The 15,182-nt window shown below is 71.5% G+C and carries 9 protein-coding genes and 4 pseudogenes; 6 read left to right on the top strand and 7 right to left on the bottom strand.

Annotation, left to right across the window (positions count from 1 at the left end):
- The first annotated feature begins 199 nt into the window (after nt 1-199).
- From AC3ENQ_RS05995 to AC3ENQ_RS05980, 4 genes are read left to right on the top strand one after another with little or no spacing between them, the layout of a single operon-like run.
- Nucleotides 200-1,486, top strand: coding sequence for an NAD(P)/FAD-dependent oxidoreductase (locus AC3ENQ_RS05995; RefSeq protein ID WP_431802682.1), 1,287 nt, complete (start codon nt 200-202; stop codon nt 1,484-1,486).
- Nucleotides 1,483-2,382 carry an SDR family oxidoreductase gene (locus AC3ENQ_RS05990; protein ID WP_431802680.1) on the top strand — a complete coding sequence of 300 codons (900 nt, stop codon included), beginning with the start codon at nt 1,483-1,485 and terminating at the stop codon, nt 2,380-2,382. Before AC3ENQ_RS05995 ends, AC3ENQ_RS05990 begins: the two co-directional genes overlap by 4 nt.
- The gene (locus tag AC3ENQ_RS05985; RefSeq protein WP_431802678.1) at nt 2,379-3,740 is read left to right on the top strand and encodes an alpha/beta fold hydrolase; all 1,362 of its coding nucleotides are present in this window, start codon (nt 2,379-2,381) and stop codon (nt 3,738-3,740) included. Before AC3ENQ_RS05990 ends, AC3ENQ_RS05985 begins: the two co-directional genes overlap by 4 nt.
- Nucleotides 3,737-5,299, top strand: coding sequence for a GMC family oxidoreductase (locus AC3ENQ_RS05980; RefSeq protein ID WP_431802676.1), 1,563 nt, complete (start codon nt 3,737-3,739; stop codon nt 5,297-5,299). Before AC3ENQ_RS05985 ends, AC3ENQ_RS05980 begins: the two co-directional genes overlap by 4 nt.
- 194 nt (nt 5,300-5,493) lie before the next feature.
- Here AC3ENQ_RS05980 and AC3ENQ_RS05975 read toward each other — a convergent pair whose 3' ends face one another.
- The 6 genes and pseudogenes from AC3ENQ_RS05975 to AC3ENQ_RS05950 form a co-directional block, all read right to left on the bottom strand.
- Entirely contained in the window at nt 5,494-7,338 is a 1,845-nt protein-coding gene (locus AC3ENQ_RS05975; RefSeq protein ID WP_431802674.1) for a glycoside hydrolase family 15 protein, read from the bottom strand.
- A 15-nt stretch (nt 7,339-7,353) separates the two neighbouring features.
- Complete coding sequence (locus AC3ENQ_RS05970; RefSeq protein WP_431802672.1) at nt 7,354-8,244, bottom strand: SDR family oxidoreductase; 891 nt, start codon at nt 8,242-8,244, stop codon at nt 7,354-7,356.
- Entirely contained in the window at nt 8,241-8,783 is a 543-nt protein-coding gene (locus AC3ENQ_RS05965; protein ID WP_431802670.1) for a Dps family protein, read from the bottom strand. Before AC3ENQ_RS05965 ends, AC3ENQ_RS05970 begins: the two co-directional genes overlap by 4 nt.
- A gap of 189 nt (nt 8,784-8,972) precedes the next feature.
- Nucleotides 8,973-9,542 (bottom strand): annotated as a pseudogene (locus AC3ENQ_RS05960) (fatty acid desaturase); the annotation flags it as partial.
- 137 nt (nt 9,543-9,679) lie between these two features.
- Nucleotides 9,680-11,182, bottom strand: a pseudogene (gene araA, locus AC3ENQ_RS05955) (L-arabinose isomerase).
- A gap of 71 nt (nt 11,183-11,253) precedes the next feature.
- A pseudogene (locus AC3ENQ_RS05950) lies at nt 11,254-12,177 on the bottom strand (FGGY-family carbohydrate kinase); the annotation flags it as partial.
- A 125-nt stretch (nt 12,178-12,302) separates the two neighbouring features.
- On the opposite strand from AC3ENQ_RS05950, the gene AC3ENQ_RS05945 reads away from it, so the two are divergent.
- Nucleotides 12,303-14,033, top strand: coding sequence for a beta-galactosidase (locus tag AC3ENQ_RS05945; RefSeq protein ID WP_431802668.1), 1,731 nt, complete (start codon nt 12,303-12,305; stop codon nt 14,031-14,033).
- Here AC3ENQ_RS05945 and AC3ENQ_RS05940 read toward each other — a convergent pair.
- Nucleotides 13,982-14,980, bottom strand: coding sequence for a LacI family DNA-binding transcriptional regulator (locus tag AC3ENQ_RS05940; RefSeq protein WP_431802666.1), 999 nt, complete (start codon nt 14,978-14,980; stop codon nt 13,982-13,984). The genes AC3ENQ_RS05945 and AC3ENQ_RS05940 overlap by 52 nt on opposite strands.
- Between AC3ENQ_RS05940 and AC3ENQ_RS05935 the strand changes: the two are divergent.
- Nucleotides 14,973-15,143, top strand: a pseudogene (locus tag AC3ENQ_RS05935) (hypothetical protein); the annotation flags it as partial. The gene AC3ENQ_RS05940 and the pseudogene AC3ENQ_RS05935 overlap by 8 nt on opposite strands.
- Nucleotides 15,144-15,182 lie beyond the last annotated feature (39 nt).

The following is a 15,182-nucleotide window of genomic DNA, read 5'->3' as shown; positions in this document are numbered from 1 at the left end:
GCCTCCGTCCTGATCCCGGTCCGTCTCTTCGAGGGTCTCACCGCCCGCGCGATCGGGGGGGGGTGGTTGACGCGCACCTGTTCGCGCGATACGCCCGCCATCCCGCAGCGCGTCGCCGTAGGCGCCGAGGTCGCTAGCGCGGACGGGGCCTTGGCGCAAGCGGATGGCGTGCACTCCGAACGCCTGATCGACTCGATGCATGACTTCCACGACTCCTGAGCCGAAGTCCGCATCGCCGCGCCGGTACGACCACGTGATCGTCGGCGGCGGCATGGTCGCCGATGCGGCGGCCCGCGGCATCCGCGAGCTCGACCCCGATGCGACGATCGCGATCATCAGCGACGACATCGACGCACCGTACACGCGCCCCGCACTCAGCAAGAAGCTCTGGACCGATCCCGATTTCACGGGCGACGACGTGCCCCTGGGCACACCCGCGGACACGGGTGCGACGGTCCTCCTGCGGACGCGCGCCACAGCGATCGACCCGGCGGCGCACACCGTCGACATCCAGAGCACGGTCGACACCGAGAGCACGGTCAACCCCGAGAGCGCGGACGGCACGCTCGCCTACGGCACACTCCTCATCGCGACCGGGGGCCGCCCCGTGCCGCTCCCGATCGAGGGCGCCGCGCCGAGCGACCGGGTGCTCACGTTCCGCACCGCCGAGGACTATTGGCACCTGCGCGCCCTCGCCGACCACGTCGACCGCATCGCCGTCGTCGGCGGAGGCTACATCGGCAGCGAACTCGCAGCGGCCCTCGTGCAGAACGGCGTCGACACGGTCCTCATCCACAGCACCGACACGCTCGGCGGCGACATCTTCCCGCCCGGCCTCGCCGACCACTTCGCCGAGATGTTCCTGGGCGCAGGCGTCGAGCTGGTCGGCGGCCGCGAGGTGGTCGGCGGCGTCGCCGGCGACGCGGGCGTGCGCCTCGACCTCGAAGGCGGCGAGACCATCACGGCGGATGCCGTGGTGTCGGGCCTCGGCATCGAGGTGACGACCGACCTCGCCGAGGCCGCGGAGCTGACCGTCGACGACGGCATCGTCGTCGACGCGCGCCTGCGCACCTCGTCCGACGACGTGTTCGCGGCGGGCGACGTGGCCGACTACCCCGACCGCATCCTCGGGCGTCGCCGCGTCGAGCACGTCGACAACGCCGAGCAGATGGGCCGGCAGGCGGGGCGGAATCTCGCCGGCGCCGACGAGGACTACACCCACACGCCGTACTACTACTCCGCCGTCTTCGGCACGCGCTACGAGGCGGTCGGCACGCTCGATGCGAGTCTCGACACCGTCGAGGACTGGACGACGGAGTACGAGAAGGGCGTCGTCTACTACCTCGACGATGACCGCGTCGTCGGCGTGCTCCTGTGGAACATCTCCGACTCGACGGAGTCGACGGAGTCGACGGATGCCGCGCGCGCCGTCCTCGCCGAAGACGGACCCGTCGACCACACAGCTCTGAAGGGACGCATCTCATGAGCGGACGCGACCAGTACACGTTCGAGAACCCGGTCACCCGCTACGACCGGGTCGAGCCTCCGCTGCAGCATCAGGACGAGCCGGCGGTGCAGGGACGGATGAACCCCGTCCCCGACCTCGGCGAGCAGACCTACCGCGGCACCGGTCGCCTCGAGAACCGGCGCGCGCTGATCACGGGCGGCGATTCGGGCATCGGCGGGGCGACGGCGATCGCCTTCGCGCGCGAGGGCGCGGATGTCGCGATCGTGCACCGCGCGGGCGAAGAGGCGGATGCCGCGCACATCCTCGCCCTCATCGCGGATGCCGGGCGGCGCGGCGTCGCGATCGTCGCCGACATCACCGACCCGGCGCGCTGCCGCGAGGTCGTCGCCGAGGCCGTCGAGGCACTCGGCGGCCTCGACATCCTCGTCAACAACGCCGGCAAGCAGACGGCTGTCGCTGCTGTCGAGGACCTCTCCGACGAGCAGTTCGAGACGACGTTCCGCACCAACGTGTTCGCCCCGTTCTGGCTCATCAAGGCGACGCTCCCGCATCTCGACGCGGGGTCGACGATCATCAACACGGCCTCGCTCGAGGCGTACAAGCCCGCGCCCGACCGGCTCGACTACGCCGCGACGAAGGCGGCGATCAACAACCTGTCGAAGGGGCTCGCACAGCAGCTCGCACCCCGCGGCATCCGGGTCAACGTGGTCGCGCCGGGGCCGACGTGGACGGCGCTGCAGGTCTCGGACGGGGTCTCCGACGAGCAGATGACCCACTTCGACGATGAGAACGAGTACCAGCGGGCCGGCCAGCCCGCCGAGATCGCGCCCGCGTTCGTGTTCCTCGCCTCGGCCGAGTCGGGCTACGTCTCGGGCGAGACGCTCAACGTCAACGGCGGGATGGTGACGCCGTGACGGCCGGCCCCGACGACGCCCAGACGACCGTCTACGCCCTTCACGCCCTCGGCGGAAGCGGGGCGTCGTTCCGCGCGGTCGCGGCGCACCTCACCCCCGGCATCCGGCTGGTGACGATCGATCTTCCGGGTTTCGGCGAAGCGGGGGATGCGCGCCAGCGCGGCGCTCGCGGCATGGCCGACCATGTCCTCGCGCGGATCCGCAGCGACGGCGCAGCCCGCTGGGTTCTTCTCGGGCACAGCATGGGCGGCAAGGTCGCCTCGGTGGTCGCGCGCCGGGCGCTCGCCGGCGACGACCTGGTCTTCGGCTTCGCAGGGGTGGTGCTGCTCGCCGGCTCACCCCCGACCCCCGAGCCGATGAGCGAGCAGCGCCGAGCCGAGATGATCGGGTGGGCGTCGGACGGCGCCCTCGACGAGACGGCGGCGCGCACCTTCGTCGAGGCGAACACGGCGCTTCCGCTCTCGCACGAGTGCGATGAGCGCACGATCGACGATCTGCGTCGCGCGGCGCCGGATGCCTGGGTGCACTGGCTCGCACAGGGCAGCCGCGAGGATCTCGCGGCGTTCGTGGGCGAGCTGGACGTGCCGGCTCTCATCCTCGGGGGCGAGGACGACGACGACCTCGGCGCCGATGCGCAGCCGCGCCTGCACCGCGGCGTCTACCCGCGGGCGCGGTTCGTGCGGCTGCGTGAGACCGGGCACCTCCTGCCGCAGGAGCGGCCCCGCGCGGTGGCGTCCGCGGTCGTGGCCGTCTGCACCAAGATCGCCGAGCACGCTCCCGCCGTCCCCTCCGAATGGGCGGATCTGATCGCGTCGCCGCAGGTCGAGCCGCGCGTGCGTGCCGCCCTTGCCGCGAGAGCGATCGCGGACGACCCGGGTTACCGTCCTCGGGCCATGACACCGGCGCAGCTCGACACTCTCCGCGCGCTCGCCGCGCTCGTCGTCCCGCAGCCGCAGCCGGGCGGACGCATCGACCTCGCGGCCCGGTTCGACCGGCAGCTCGCCGCCGGTGTGGGCGATGGGTGGCGCCCCGCGATCCTCCCGCCCGATGCCGTCGCGACCGGCCTCGCCCTCGACGCGCTGGCGGGTGTCGATCTCGATGACGACGCCGTCGCGGCGCTTGTCGCGGGAGAGCTCGAGCCGGCGGCATCCGCGCTCACCGCCGCGCAGCTGCAGGCCTGGTTCGATGACGTGCGGGTGGAACTCACGCGCCAGTGGCTCGCCCACCCCGCATCGCTCGCCCGTGCACGCAATGACTCGTTCGCCACCCGGGGCGGTGCGGACCCGCGCGGATTCGCGGTGCTCGCGGCGGGCCGGCGCGACCGGTGGGAGCCGTCCGACCTCGGCGTCGCCGGATGAGCGCGCTCGCTCTCGACGTCGCCGCGATGCGCCGGTTCGACCCGTCGGAGGAGGTCGATGTCGTCGTCGTGGGCACCGGCGCGGGCGGCGCCCCTGTCCTCGCCGAGCTGGCCGCGGCGGGACTGCGCGCGGTCGCGCTCGAGGCGGGCCCGTTCTTCGATCCCGCCGCGCACACGCCCGACGAGACCGAGGCGGTCGAGATCAACTGGATGAGCGAGCGCCTCTCCGGCGGAGCCGACCCCGTCGCGTTCGGACCGAACAACTCCGGGCGGGGCGTCGGCGGCTCGACGCTGCACTGGGGCGCCTTCACGCCGCGGCCCGCTGCGGGGCAGATGCGTCTGCGCACCGAGACCGGCATGGGGCGCGATTGGCCGTTCGGGTTCGACGAGCTCCTCCCCCATCTTCTGCGCGCGGAGCGCGATCTCGGCGTGAGCGGGCCCGCCGACTACCCGTGGGATCCGTCGCGCGCCTACGAGTACGCACCCCCCGGACGGAACGCGGCCGCGGAGCGTATGGCGGCGGGATGCCGGGAGCTCGGCATCCGGGCCACGGACGCCCCCGCCGCCGTCCTCACACGCGACCGCGAGCAGCACGGCATCCCGCGTCAGGCCTGCATTGCGTGCGGCGCGTGCCACCAGGGGTGCCGCACGGGGTCGAAGGCGACCATGGGGACGACGTACCTGCCCGCGGCGATCGCCGCGGGGGCGGAGATCCGTGCGGACGCGATGGTGCACACGATCGAGACGGATGCCGCGGGACTCGTGCGCGCCGTCGTCTACCGGCAGGGCGACATCGACGTGCGGCAGCGCTGCCGCACGCTCGTGCTCGCCGGGGGCGGGGTGGAGACGCCGCGACTCCTGCTCGCGAACGACCTCGCCAATGCCAGCGGACAGGTGGGCCGGAACTTCCTCGCCCACCCCGCGACGCAGGTGTGGGGAACCTTCGACACGCTCCAGCGCGCGTACCGGGGGTATCCCTCGGCGCTCATCACCGAGGACTTCTCGGCCCCGGCAGATGCGGACTTCGCCGGCGGCTACCTCATCCAGAGTCTCGGCGTCATGCCGCTCACCTTCGCGACGAGTCTCGTCCGAGGAGGCGGGCTGTGGGGGCGAGAGCTCATGGCGGCGCTCGACGCGACGAGCTTCACCACGGGCGTCGGCATCAACGGCGAGTGCCTGCCGAGCGCCGAGAACGCCCTGACGCTCACGGGCGAGCCGGACGAGTACGGCCTCCCCCGGGCGGAGGTGACCTTCTCCCTCGGCACGAACGAGAAAGCCCTGATCGCGCATGCGACGGACGTCATGGTCCGGATTCTCGAGGCGGCCGGCGCGAGTGAGACGCGCGTGTTGCAGCGCACCGCACATACCCTCGGCACGTGCCGCATGAGCGTCGACCCGGACGACGGGGTGGTGGATGCCGACGGCCGCAGCCACGAGATCGCGAACCTCTGGATCGTCGACAACTCGACCTTCCCGAGCGCACTGGCCGCGAACCCCGCGCTGACGCAGGTCGCGCTGTCGCTCCGCACGGCGGAAAAGCTGCTCGCGAAGGCCCCCTGAGCCTCTCCCGTGCGCGCTCTCGCGTCGCGCTGACCGTCGGCGCGTGCCCGACGTGGCGGCTGAGTCGTATGGCGACCGCCCGGTTTCACACCTCATCCTTCACACGGGCGCACTCGAGCCCCACGCTCCATACGACTGAGCCGCCACGGCGGATTCATCGTCCCGTGTGCGCCCGCACCCGCACCCGCGCCCGATCAGCGCTTCGGCAGCTTCTTCTCCGGCACGACGTCGCGGATAGTGAGCGCCGCCGTCACGACCGCGAGGTGGCTGAGCGCCTGGGGAAGGTTGCCCCAGAACGACCCGTCGCGCTCGGAGATCATCTCGCTGTAGATGCCGACGTCGTTCGCGAGGGCGACGAGCTCATCCATCGCCGCGATCGCCTCGTCGTGCCGCCCGACGCACGCGAGAGCGCCCGCGCGCCAGAACGCGGAGGCGACGAAGGTGTGCTCCTCACGCGGCATCCCGCTGTAGCGGTACAGCAGCGCCTCACGGCCCTGCACCGTCGAGCCCAGCTCCGCGGTCAGCGCGTCGATCGTGCGCGACATCCGCTCACCGCGGTCGAAGCCGCTCTCGGCGTGGAGGAGCACCGAGGTGTCGAGCGCCGTGGAACCGGGCGCCATCGTGTACGCACCGAGGTCTTCGGACCAGCAGTTCTCCTCGATCCATGCGCGGATGCGGTCGCGCTCGGCCGCCCACCGCTCGGCGGGGCCGGGGATCGCGTGCGCCTCGGAGAGGTGCACCGCGTCGCGGAGCGCCTGCCAGCACCCCATCTTCGACGAGGTGTAGTGAGCGAGCTCGGGAAGCTCCCACATGCCCGAGTCGCGTTCGCGCCACAGGTCGCACGTGCGGTCGGCGACGCGCGCGAGGAGGCGACCGGTCTCGACGTCGAGGATGTTCCCGGCGTCGACGTAGGTGCGGCAGATCGCGAACAGGTCGCCGTAGACGCCGAGCTGCAACTGGTCGTTCGCGGGATTTCCCTCCACGACCGGGCCGATGCCCTGCCACCCCGGAACGTCGAACTCGCGAGCCCCCTCAACGAGATCCCCGCGCAGCGTATACATCACGTGCGGGACGGACCCGTGGCTGCGGATCGTCTTCAGCAGCCACGACAGGGCCGCATGCGTCTCTTCGCGAAGCCCGAATCGGACGAGCGCGTACGCCGTGTACGCGAGGTCGCGCACCCACGCGAAGCGATAGTCCCAGTTCTTCCCGCCCGCCGGGTTCTCGGGTAGCGAGGTCGTCGCAGCCGCGGCGATCGCCCCGGTCGGCGCGTACACGAGAAGCTTCATCGCCAGGGCGCTGCGCTGCACGGCATCCCGCCACGGTCCGTCGTAGGAGAACTCGCGCGACCAGGCACGCCAGCCCCCGATCGAGCGCTCGAGGCTGTCATCCAGCGTCGCCGGGTCGGGAAGGTGCAGCGGCTCGTCGTCGGTGGCGACGATCGCGAGCAGATGACGGTCGCCCGGCTTCGTCGTGAAGGTGCCGCGGACGGCGGGGAACGGCGCGCCGCCGTCCTCCGACCGGGCGCGTCCGATCCCGTCGCCGAGGACCGCAAGCGTCGTCCGCCCGACACGGAGCAGGTGCGCGGCGCCGTCTCCGGCGATGTCGTGTCGGACGATCCACGGGGATGCCGTGCCCAGTCGCGTGCCGGGGCGCACCTTCCAGCGGAAGCGCACATTTCCGTCGACGCCCTCGATGCGCCGCACGAGCTGCGCCCACGGGAGGCGTCCGGCGACGCCCGTCACCAGGGCGTCGGTCACCCGTGCCGACCCGGATGCCGTCGTGAACGTCGTCTGCAGCACGTTCGTGCCGGCGAGGTAGCGGCGGCGCACGGTGTAGTCGACCCCGGGCTCCCCCTCGGGTCCCAGTTCGATGCACCCGCCGTTCTCGTCGTCGACGAGCCGCGCGAAGACGGGCGTCGAGTCGAGGTTCGGCATCGGCATCCAGTCGATACCGCCGTCACCGGCGACGAGCGCGATCGTGCGCCCGTCGCCGATCGGCGCATACGTCGCGAGATCGGAGCGGTCCGTGATCGTCATTCGCGGCGCCGACGATCAGGTGACGGGCATGCCGCCGGTGACGGCGATCGTCTCGCCGACGACATAGCTCGACTCCTGCGACGCGAGAAACACGTACGCCGGGGCGAGTTCGACCGGCTGACCGGCGCGGCCGATGGGCGTCTGCTCGCCGAACGACTCAATCTTCTCGTTCGGCACGAAGGCGGGCTGGAGCGGCGTCCAGATCGGCCCCGGCGCGACACCGTTGACGCGGATGCCGCGTTCGATGAGCTGCTGAGCCGTCGCACGCGTCCAGTTGGCGATGCCCGCCTTCGACACCGCGTACTCGGCGAGCGACGGCGACGGGTCGAACCCCTGGATCGACGAGGTCGTGATGATCGCCGCGCCGGGCTCGAGGTGCGGCGACGCCGCCTTCGTCATCCAGAAGAGCGGATAGATGTTGACCTTGACGACGTGGTCGAGGGTCTTCGTCTCGAAGTCGTCGATCGAGTCGACGGTCGGCATGGTGCCCGCGTTGAGGACCAGGATGTCGAGACCGCCGAGGTCCTTCACGGCCTTCTCGACGACGTCGATGCTCGTCTGCTCGTCCTGCAGGTCGCCCGGGAGAAGGACGGCGGTCCTCCCCTCGGCGCGGATGAGCTCCGCGACCTCTTCGGCCTGCTCCTGCTCTTCAGGCAGGTAGGACAGGGCGACGTCGGCGCCCTCGCGGGCGTAGGCGATCGCGACGGCGCGGCCGATGCCGGAATCGGCGCCCGTGACGAGGGCCTTCCGACCGGGCAGGCGCCCGAAACCGATGTAGGTCGTCTCGCCGTGATCGGGCGCGGGTGTCATCTCGTGGATGTCGCCCGGGGCATCCTGCTGCTGGGGCGGAAACGGCGGACGCGGGTACTGGGTCGTCGGGTCCTGACGGGTGTACATGTCGGTCATGAGGTGCGTGCCTTCCGGTTCTCGGCGCTGATCATCCACGCGTACTGTTCGAGCTTCTCGATGATCTCGTGCAGGATGTCGGCGCTCGTCGGGTCTTCGTCGTCGACGGCGTCGTGGACCTCACGGCAGGTCGATACCGCGTCCTCGAGCCGTACGGTGATGAGATCGATGACCTCGGTGGTCGCGATCTCGCCCTGGGGGAACTCGGGGAGCGTCGTCGTCTCGGCGACCGTGTCGCTGCGTCCGTCGGGCAGGGCGTGCAGGGCCCGCATGCGCTCGGCGATCGTGTCGCTGAACTCGCGCGCCGCCTCGATGATCTCGTCGAGCTGCAGGTGGGTGTCGCGGAAGTTCGTGCCGACGACGTTCCAGTGCGCCTGCTTGCCCTGCGACGCGAGCTCAATGAGGTCGACGAGCACCTTCTGGAGGTTCTCACTCAGGGTCTCGGAGGCGGTGAATCCGTTCTCGGCATTCTGCTCGCCGGTCAGGCGCGCGCCGTGGGCGGCCTTGCGCTTGTTCTTCGTCGCTGTCGTGGTTGCCATGTCTTCGACGCTACGGGGGACTCGCGTCGCCGCGACGGGGATTGCGCGGGCCTGGACCGGATGCTAGGCCGGATGCCAGACCGGATGCTAGGCCGGGCGGTATGTCGCGACGAGGGGACAGTCGAACGGATCGCGGGCGGCGAGGCCGACGCGATTGAGGTAGGCGATCACGATGCCGTACGAGCGCCACAGGCTCACCCCCTCAAGGGTGAGGAGAGGGAAGAAGAGCCAGCCCTGCCGACGCGTGATCATCCGACGGATGCCTCGCGCTGAGGCGGCGTCCACGTCGAGGAACGAGATGGTGTCGATCTCGATGTCGGGGTCTTTTCCGACGCGGTTCGGGTTGGCGTGGTGCCGCGTGTGCTTACCCGCCCACCACGACGCGCTCATCCCCACGATGCCGTTGACGAGCACCCGGGCGAGTCGGTCGTTCGCCGGCCCCGAGGAGAGGATCTGGCGGTGCGCCGCTTCGTGTCCGAGGAAGGCCACCTGCGTCAGCAGGATGCCGAGCGCGGCGGCCATCAGGAGCTGGAACCAGCTGTCGCCGAGCAGCACGAAGCCGGTCACGACGCCGCCGAATCCGGCCGCGAGGGCAAGACCGACGCAGATGTAGAAGACGGACGCCCGGCGCATGAGTCCGGTCTCCCGCACGACCTGCGCGACGTCGGTGTACGCGCGAGCGAGCGGCGGGAACTGGTCGGTTCCCGCGTAAGTCTGACGGACGGGTCCGAGCCGCGGCTCGAGTGCGGTGGCGGAGATGGTATAACTCGGGATTCGATCGTGACCGCGTGGCCGTTGCGGAGCCAAAGGCGGGTGCCGATCGCTGGGGCCAGGCTATGCCCGCGAGTATGGCGTCCCCGGCATATGCGCATCGGATCGACGTTGCTGAGCGATGCTCACAGGCTCTGGGCGAGACGGTAGTACGCCTGGTTCCAGCGAAGCTCCTTCTGGAAGCCGCGGACGGTTGTGTCCTCGTCGATGACGAGGAGCTCGGTCTGCGCCATGTCGGCGAAGTCGCGGAACACGTCGATGCCGACCGCGCTCGTCATGACGGTGTGGTGCGCGGCGCCGGCAGCGAGCCAGCACGCAGCGGATGTCGCGAAGTCGGGGGCGGGCTTCCAGATCGCGCGCCCCACGGGGAGGCGCGGCAGGTCGGGCGCCTCGACGTTCCCGACGACGTTGGCGGTGAGACGGAAACGGTCGCGCATGTCGCTCATCGCGACGACGAGCGCGGGGCCGGGATCGGCGGTGAACACGAGGCGCACGGGGTCATCCTTGCCGCCGATGCCGAGCGGGTGGACCTCGAGCCTCGGCTTGCGGGTCGTCAGCGACGGGGAGACTTCGAGCATGTGCGCGCCCAGGATCTTCTCGTCGCCCGGGGTGAGGTCGTACGTGTAGTCCTCCATGAGCGAGGCCCCGCCGGGCAGACCTGCGCCCATGACGTTGGCGATCCGGACGAGGATCGCGGTCTTCCAGTCACCCTCGGCACCGAAGCCGTACCCCTCCGCCATGAGCCGCTGGACGGCGAGTCCGGGGAGCTGCTTCAGAGCACCGAGGTCCTCGAAGCTCGTGGTGAACGCTCCGAACCCGCCCGCCTCCAGGAACGACCGGAGGCCGATCTCGATGGCCGCGCCGTCGCGGAGGGACTGGTGTCGCTCGGCGCCCGGTCGGAGCTCGTCGGCGACGTCGTACTCCGCGAGGTAGACCTGCACCAGCGCGTCGATGTCGGCGTCGGATGCCGCGGCCACCGCATCCGAGAGCTCGTTCACTCCCCATGTGTTCACCTGCACCCCGAAGCGCAGCTCGGCCTCGACCTTGTCGCCCTCGGTGACCGCGACGTACCGCATGTTGTCACCGAAGCGGGCCAACTTGAGAGTGCGCAGGGCCTACCAGCCGGCGGCGGCGCGCTGCCAGTCCTCGATCTGCGCCGTGACGGCGGGGTGTGAGACGTGACCGACGACCGTCTTTCGGGCAACGCCGAGGCGGGTCTGGATGTACCCGAACTCGCGGTCGCCGTGCGCGGCCTGGTTCAGGTTCATGAAGTCGAAGTCGATCTCCGCCCACGGCAGCTCGACGTTCGCCTGCGTGTGCAGGTGCAGCAGCGGCTTGCGCAGCGCGTCGAGCCCCTGGACCCACATCTTCGCGGGGCTGAACGTGTGCATCCACGCGATGATCCCGATCACGGAGTCATCCGAGTTGGCGTCGAGCGCGAGCCGGCGAATCGCGTCGGAGTCGGTCAGCACGGGCTTCCATTCGACCTTCACGGGCAACCCGGCCAGGCCCTCGGCGACCTGCTGGGACTGCTCGGCGACCTGCCGCAACGTCTCCTCGCCGTAGAGGCCCTGGCTGCCGGTGACGAACCAGACGGTGGAGCTGTCGAGCGTGGCGGTGAGGGTCATGGTCTTCCTTTTCCCGAGATTCCGGTCATTGAGCGAGGAGAGAGGCGACGAGTCGACACGGCGCGCACCGCTCAGAGGGCGGCCACCGCAGCGGCTTCGACGGCGAGACCCGCGCGATAGCGATCGAGGTACGCGGCGAACCCCGCCGCATCGGCGGGGTCGGGAACGGCGACGGATGCGTCGGCACCCGCGAACACGGTCCCGTCCAGGTAGGCACCCAGGTCGGAGGCCGAGTCGGCTGCCGCAACCCGGCGGAACGCGGCGAGGACCGCCATGCCCCACGCCCCACCCTCCGACGCCGTGGCCCCGATCTCGACCGGTGTGTCCAGTGCGGCGGCGAGGAGCCGTTGCGCGACCCCGGCCGTGCGGAACAAGCCGCCGTGCGCATGCATCCGGTCGAGCGCGACGCCCTCTTCGTGCAGCACCCGCATGCCGAGGGCCAGCGTCGCGAAGACCCCGTACAGCTGGGCGCGCATCGTATTCGCGAGGGTGAAGCTCGATTCGGGGGTGCGCACGAAGAGCGGGCGTCCGTCCGCGAGCCCCGCGATCGGCTCCCCCGCGAGATGGTTGTAGGCGAGCAGGCCCCCGGCATCCGGCGCGCCCTCGAGCGCTTCGCGGAGCAGCACCTCGAAGACGGCGTCGTCGTCGAGCGGGCTGCCGGATGCCGCGGCAAAACGCCCGAACAACTCCGCCCACGCCGCGAGTTCGCTGGCGCCGTTGTTGCAGTGCACCATCGCGACCGGCTCACCTGCGGGCGTCGACACGAGGTCGATCTCGTGATGCGCGTGGACGAGCGGGCGCTCGAGGACGACCATCGCGAACACGCTCGTTCCTGCGCTGACGTTGCCGGAGCGTGGTGCCACCGCGTTCGTCGCGACCATGCCGGTCCCCGCGTCGCCTCCCGGCGGGCAGAACGGGATGCCGGGGCGCAGTAGTCCCGACGGGTCGAGGAACGCGGCGCCCGCCGCGGTGAGCGCGCCCGCGTCGGCCCCGGCTCGCCCACGCGCTCGACGGACGCGCACGACCCGGGGGTGCCGTCGTCGGCATCCAGCTGGAGAACGAGCTGTATGACCGGCCCGAGCACCTCGTCACGCTCAAGCGCCTCGCGCGGGAGTCGGGCATGTCCGCTCCGCTGTGGACGGCCACCGCGTGGGGCGGCGCGCAGTTGCCGGGCGGCGAGGTCTTCCCGGTGTTCAGCGGCTATGCCGACGGGTTCTGGGTCGATCCGGAGGACGGCTGGGATCCGTCGTTCCGGGCGCACTTCTTCCCCTCGCACGAGTGGGACGATCCGGGCGTGGGCGCCGACGTGCGCGAGGCGCAGGGGTTCGCCGCCGACCCGTCGGATACCGGTCGCCCCACCGATCTGCACGGGTTCCCCCCGGCGACGTGCGAGCTCGGATCGGGTATGGCGACGGCCTACCATCGGCGCCCCGTGCTCACGGCGCACGACATCGCGGCGCTCGCGCACGGCAAGATCGGCAGCGGCTCGGCGTGGCAGGGATACTTCATGTACGTCGGCGGCGCGAACCCCGCACCCAGGCTGCAGGAGACCATCGCCACCGGCTACCCGAACGACCTCCCCGAGATCGGGTACGACTTCCATGCGCCGATCGGGCAGTCGGGCGACCTGCACGCCTCGGCGGCGCCGCTGCGCCTGCAGCATTCGTTCCTCGCGGCATTCGGCGATCGTCTCGCCGAGATGACCTCGACGCTGCCGGATGCCTCTCCCACCGGGCTCGACGACCGCACGACCCTGCGCTGGGCGCTGCGTTCGGACGGGGAGCGGGGCATCGTCGTGATCTCGCACCATCAGCCGCACGAACCCGTCGCCGACGTGACGGGTGCGCGCGTGCGGATCACGCTCGACGACGAGGTCATCGAGCTTCCCGCGACCGACATCCCGGCGGGCACGCTCGCGCGCTGGCCCGTCGCGTGGCCGTTCGCCGGCGCCCGGATCGACGGGGCGACGGCGTCGCTTCTCACCGAGCTGCCGGGCGCGTCGCCCGTGCTCGTGCTGCTCGCGGATGCCGGGGTGGAGCCCCGTCTTCGCGTGGACGGCCGCGAACTGCCGGTGACGCCGGGCGAGCCGGTCTCCGTCGGCGCCGGCCGGGTGCTCGTCCTGCCTGCATCGGACGCCGACCGGCTGTGGGTGCGCGAAACGGCTGCCGGGCGCGCTCTGCTGCGCACGGCCGCGGAGCTTTCGTGGGACGACGCCGTGCTGTGGGCGCGCGGCCCGGGCGTCGTCGAGGTGTTCGACGAGTTCGGCGGGGCCTGGCGCTCGCTCGACCGCGAACCCGCAGCCGCCGACCCCGGTGGGCCGACGCCGCTGACACCCGTGGTGCTCGCGGAAGCCGCGGTTCGCGCTGTCCCCGCCGACTACGGGTTCGGCCGCGCACGCCATCGCGCTCCCGACGCCGACGTCGTCGACGATCTCGCCGCCGTCTTCCGGCTCGACCTCCCCGCCTCGGCGAGCGACACCGCCGCCGACGCGGTGCTCGACATCGACTGGGCGGGCGACGTCGCGCAGCTGCGCGTCGGGGGCCGCGTCGTCGACGACCGGTTCTGGGACGGCGAGCGCTGGACGGTGTCGGTGCGGGATGCCGGTATTCGGCCGGGCGACGAGGTGACGCTGCACGTCCTGCCGCTCCGCGTCGACACCACGATCGGATTGCCCGCCGCCGCCCGGGCGCGCCTTGAGGCCGCCGCGCAAATCGCGGACACGCTCGGCGTCGTCGGCGCGGTGACGCTGCGCGTCCGCGGGCGCTGGCGCCCCGTCGGACGATCCGGCGGACGACGGGCTCAGCCGGCGGTCGAGGCCCGCACGACGAGCTCGGGGCGGAAGGTGACGTGACGCGCCGGCGCCCCCTCGAGCGACTCGAACAGCAAGGCGACGGCGGTCGCGCCGATCTCGCGCGCAGGCTGACGGATCGACGACAGCGGAACGACGGTCGCCTGGGCGAAATCGATGTCGTCGTAGCCGATGAGGGCGAGATCGTGCGGCACGCGGATGTCGCCGAGGATCGCCGTCCCCTGCATGACGCCGACGGCGAGCAGGTCGTTGGCGCAGAACACGGCGTCGGGTCGCTCGCCCACGGGGCGGCGCGCGATCGCCTCGCCCACCTCGCGCCCCCGCAGCACCGTGAGCGCGTCGGTGTCGATGACCTCGAGGCGCGCGTCGGGGTGGGCGGCGAGCGCGCGACGCGCACCGCGCAGTCGGTCGGCCACCTGACGGATCGACAGCGGGCCGCCGACGAACGCGATACGGCGGCGCCCGAGCGCGAGCAGGTGCGCGGCGGCGAGGTGCCCGCCCTCCACGTCGTCGACCGCGACCGAGGGCACGTCGCCGCCCGGAAGCTCCCCGTCGACCAGCACGAGCGGGATGCCGGCAGCGGCGAGCCTCCGCACGGGTGCCTCGTCGAGGTCGACGGGCGTCAGCAGCACGCCGTTGACGCGCTGCTCGCGGAACAGATCGAGGTATGCGCTCTCGCGGCTCGGCACCTGGTCGCTGTTGCCGAGCAGCACCGACATGCCTTCGGCATCGGCCTGCTCTTCGGCGCCGCGCGCGACCTCCGCGAAGAAGGGGTTGGCGCTGTCGAGCACGATGAGGCCGATCGAGCGGCTGCGCCCGGCGCGCAGCTGGCGGGCGGCGTCGTTGCGCACGAAGCCGAGGTCGTCGATCGCCGCCTGCACCCGGGCGACGGTGGCGGCGGCGACCTTCTCGGGCCGATTGAGGACGTTCGAGACCGTTCCGACCGAGACGGAGGCCGCGGCGGCGACGTCTTTGACGCTGATGGACATGGCATCCCTTCGCGGTGCTTGCGTGAAACGATACAGGAGCGCTATTGTTGAAACGATTCATGATCGTGAGCCCTCACGAAGGAGTGTCATGACCCGCGTCGCTTTCACCCTGCACGTGCGGCCGGAGATGCTCGATGCCTACATCGAGCGGCACAGCCCCGTCTGGCCGGAGATGCTGGCCGAGATCGCGGCCTCCGGTCGC

This window comes from Microbacterium sp. bgisy203 (assembly GCF_057706945.1).
This window is presented reverse-complemented; position numbering and strand designations above follow the sequence as displayed.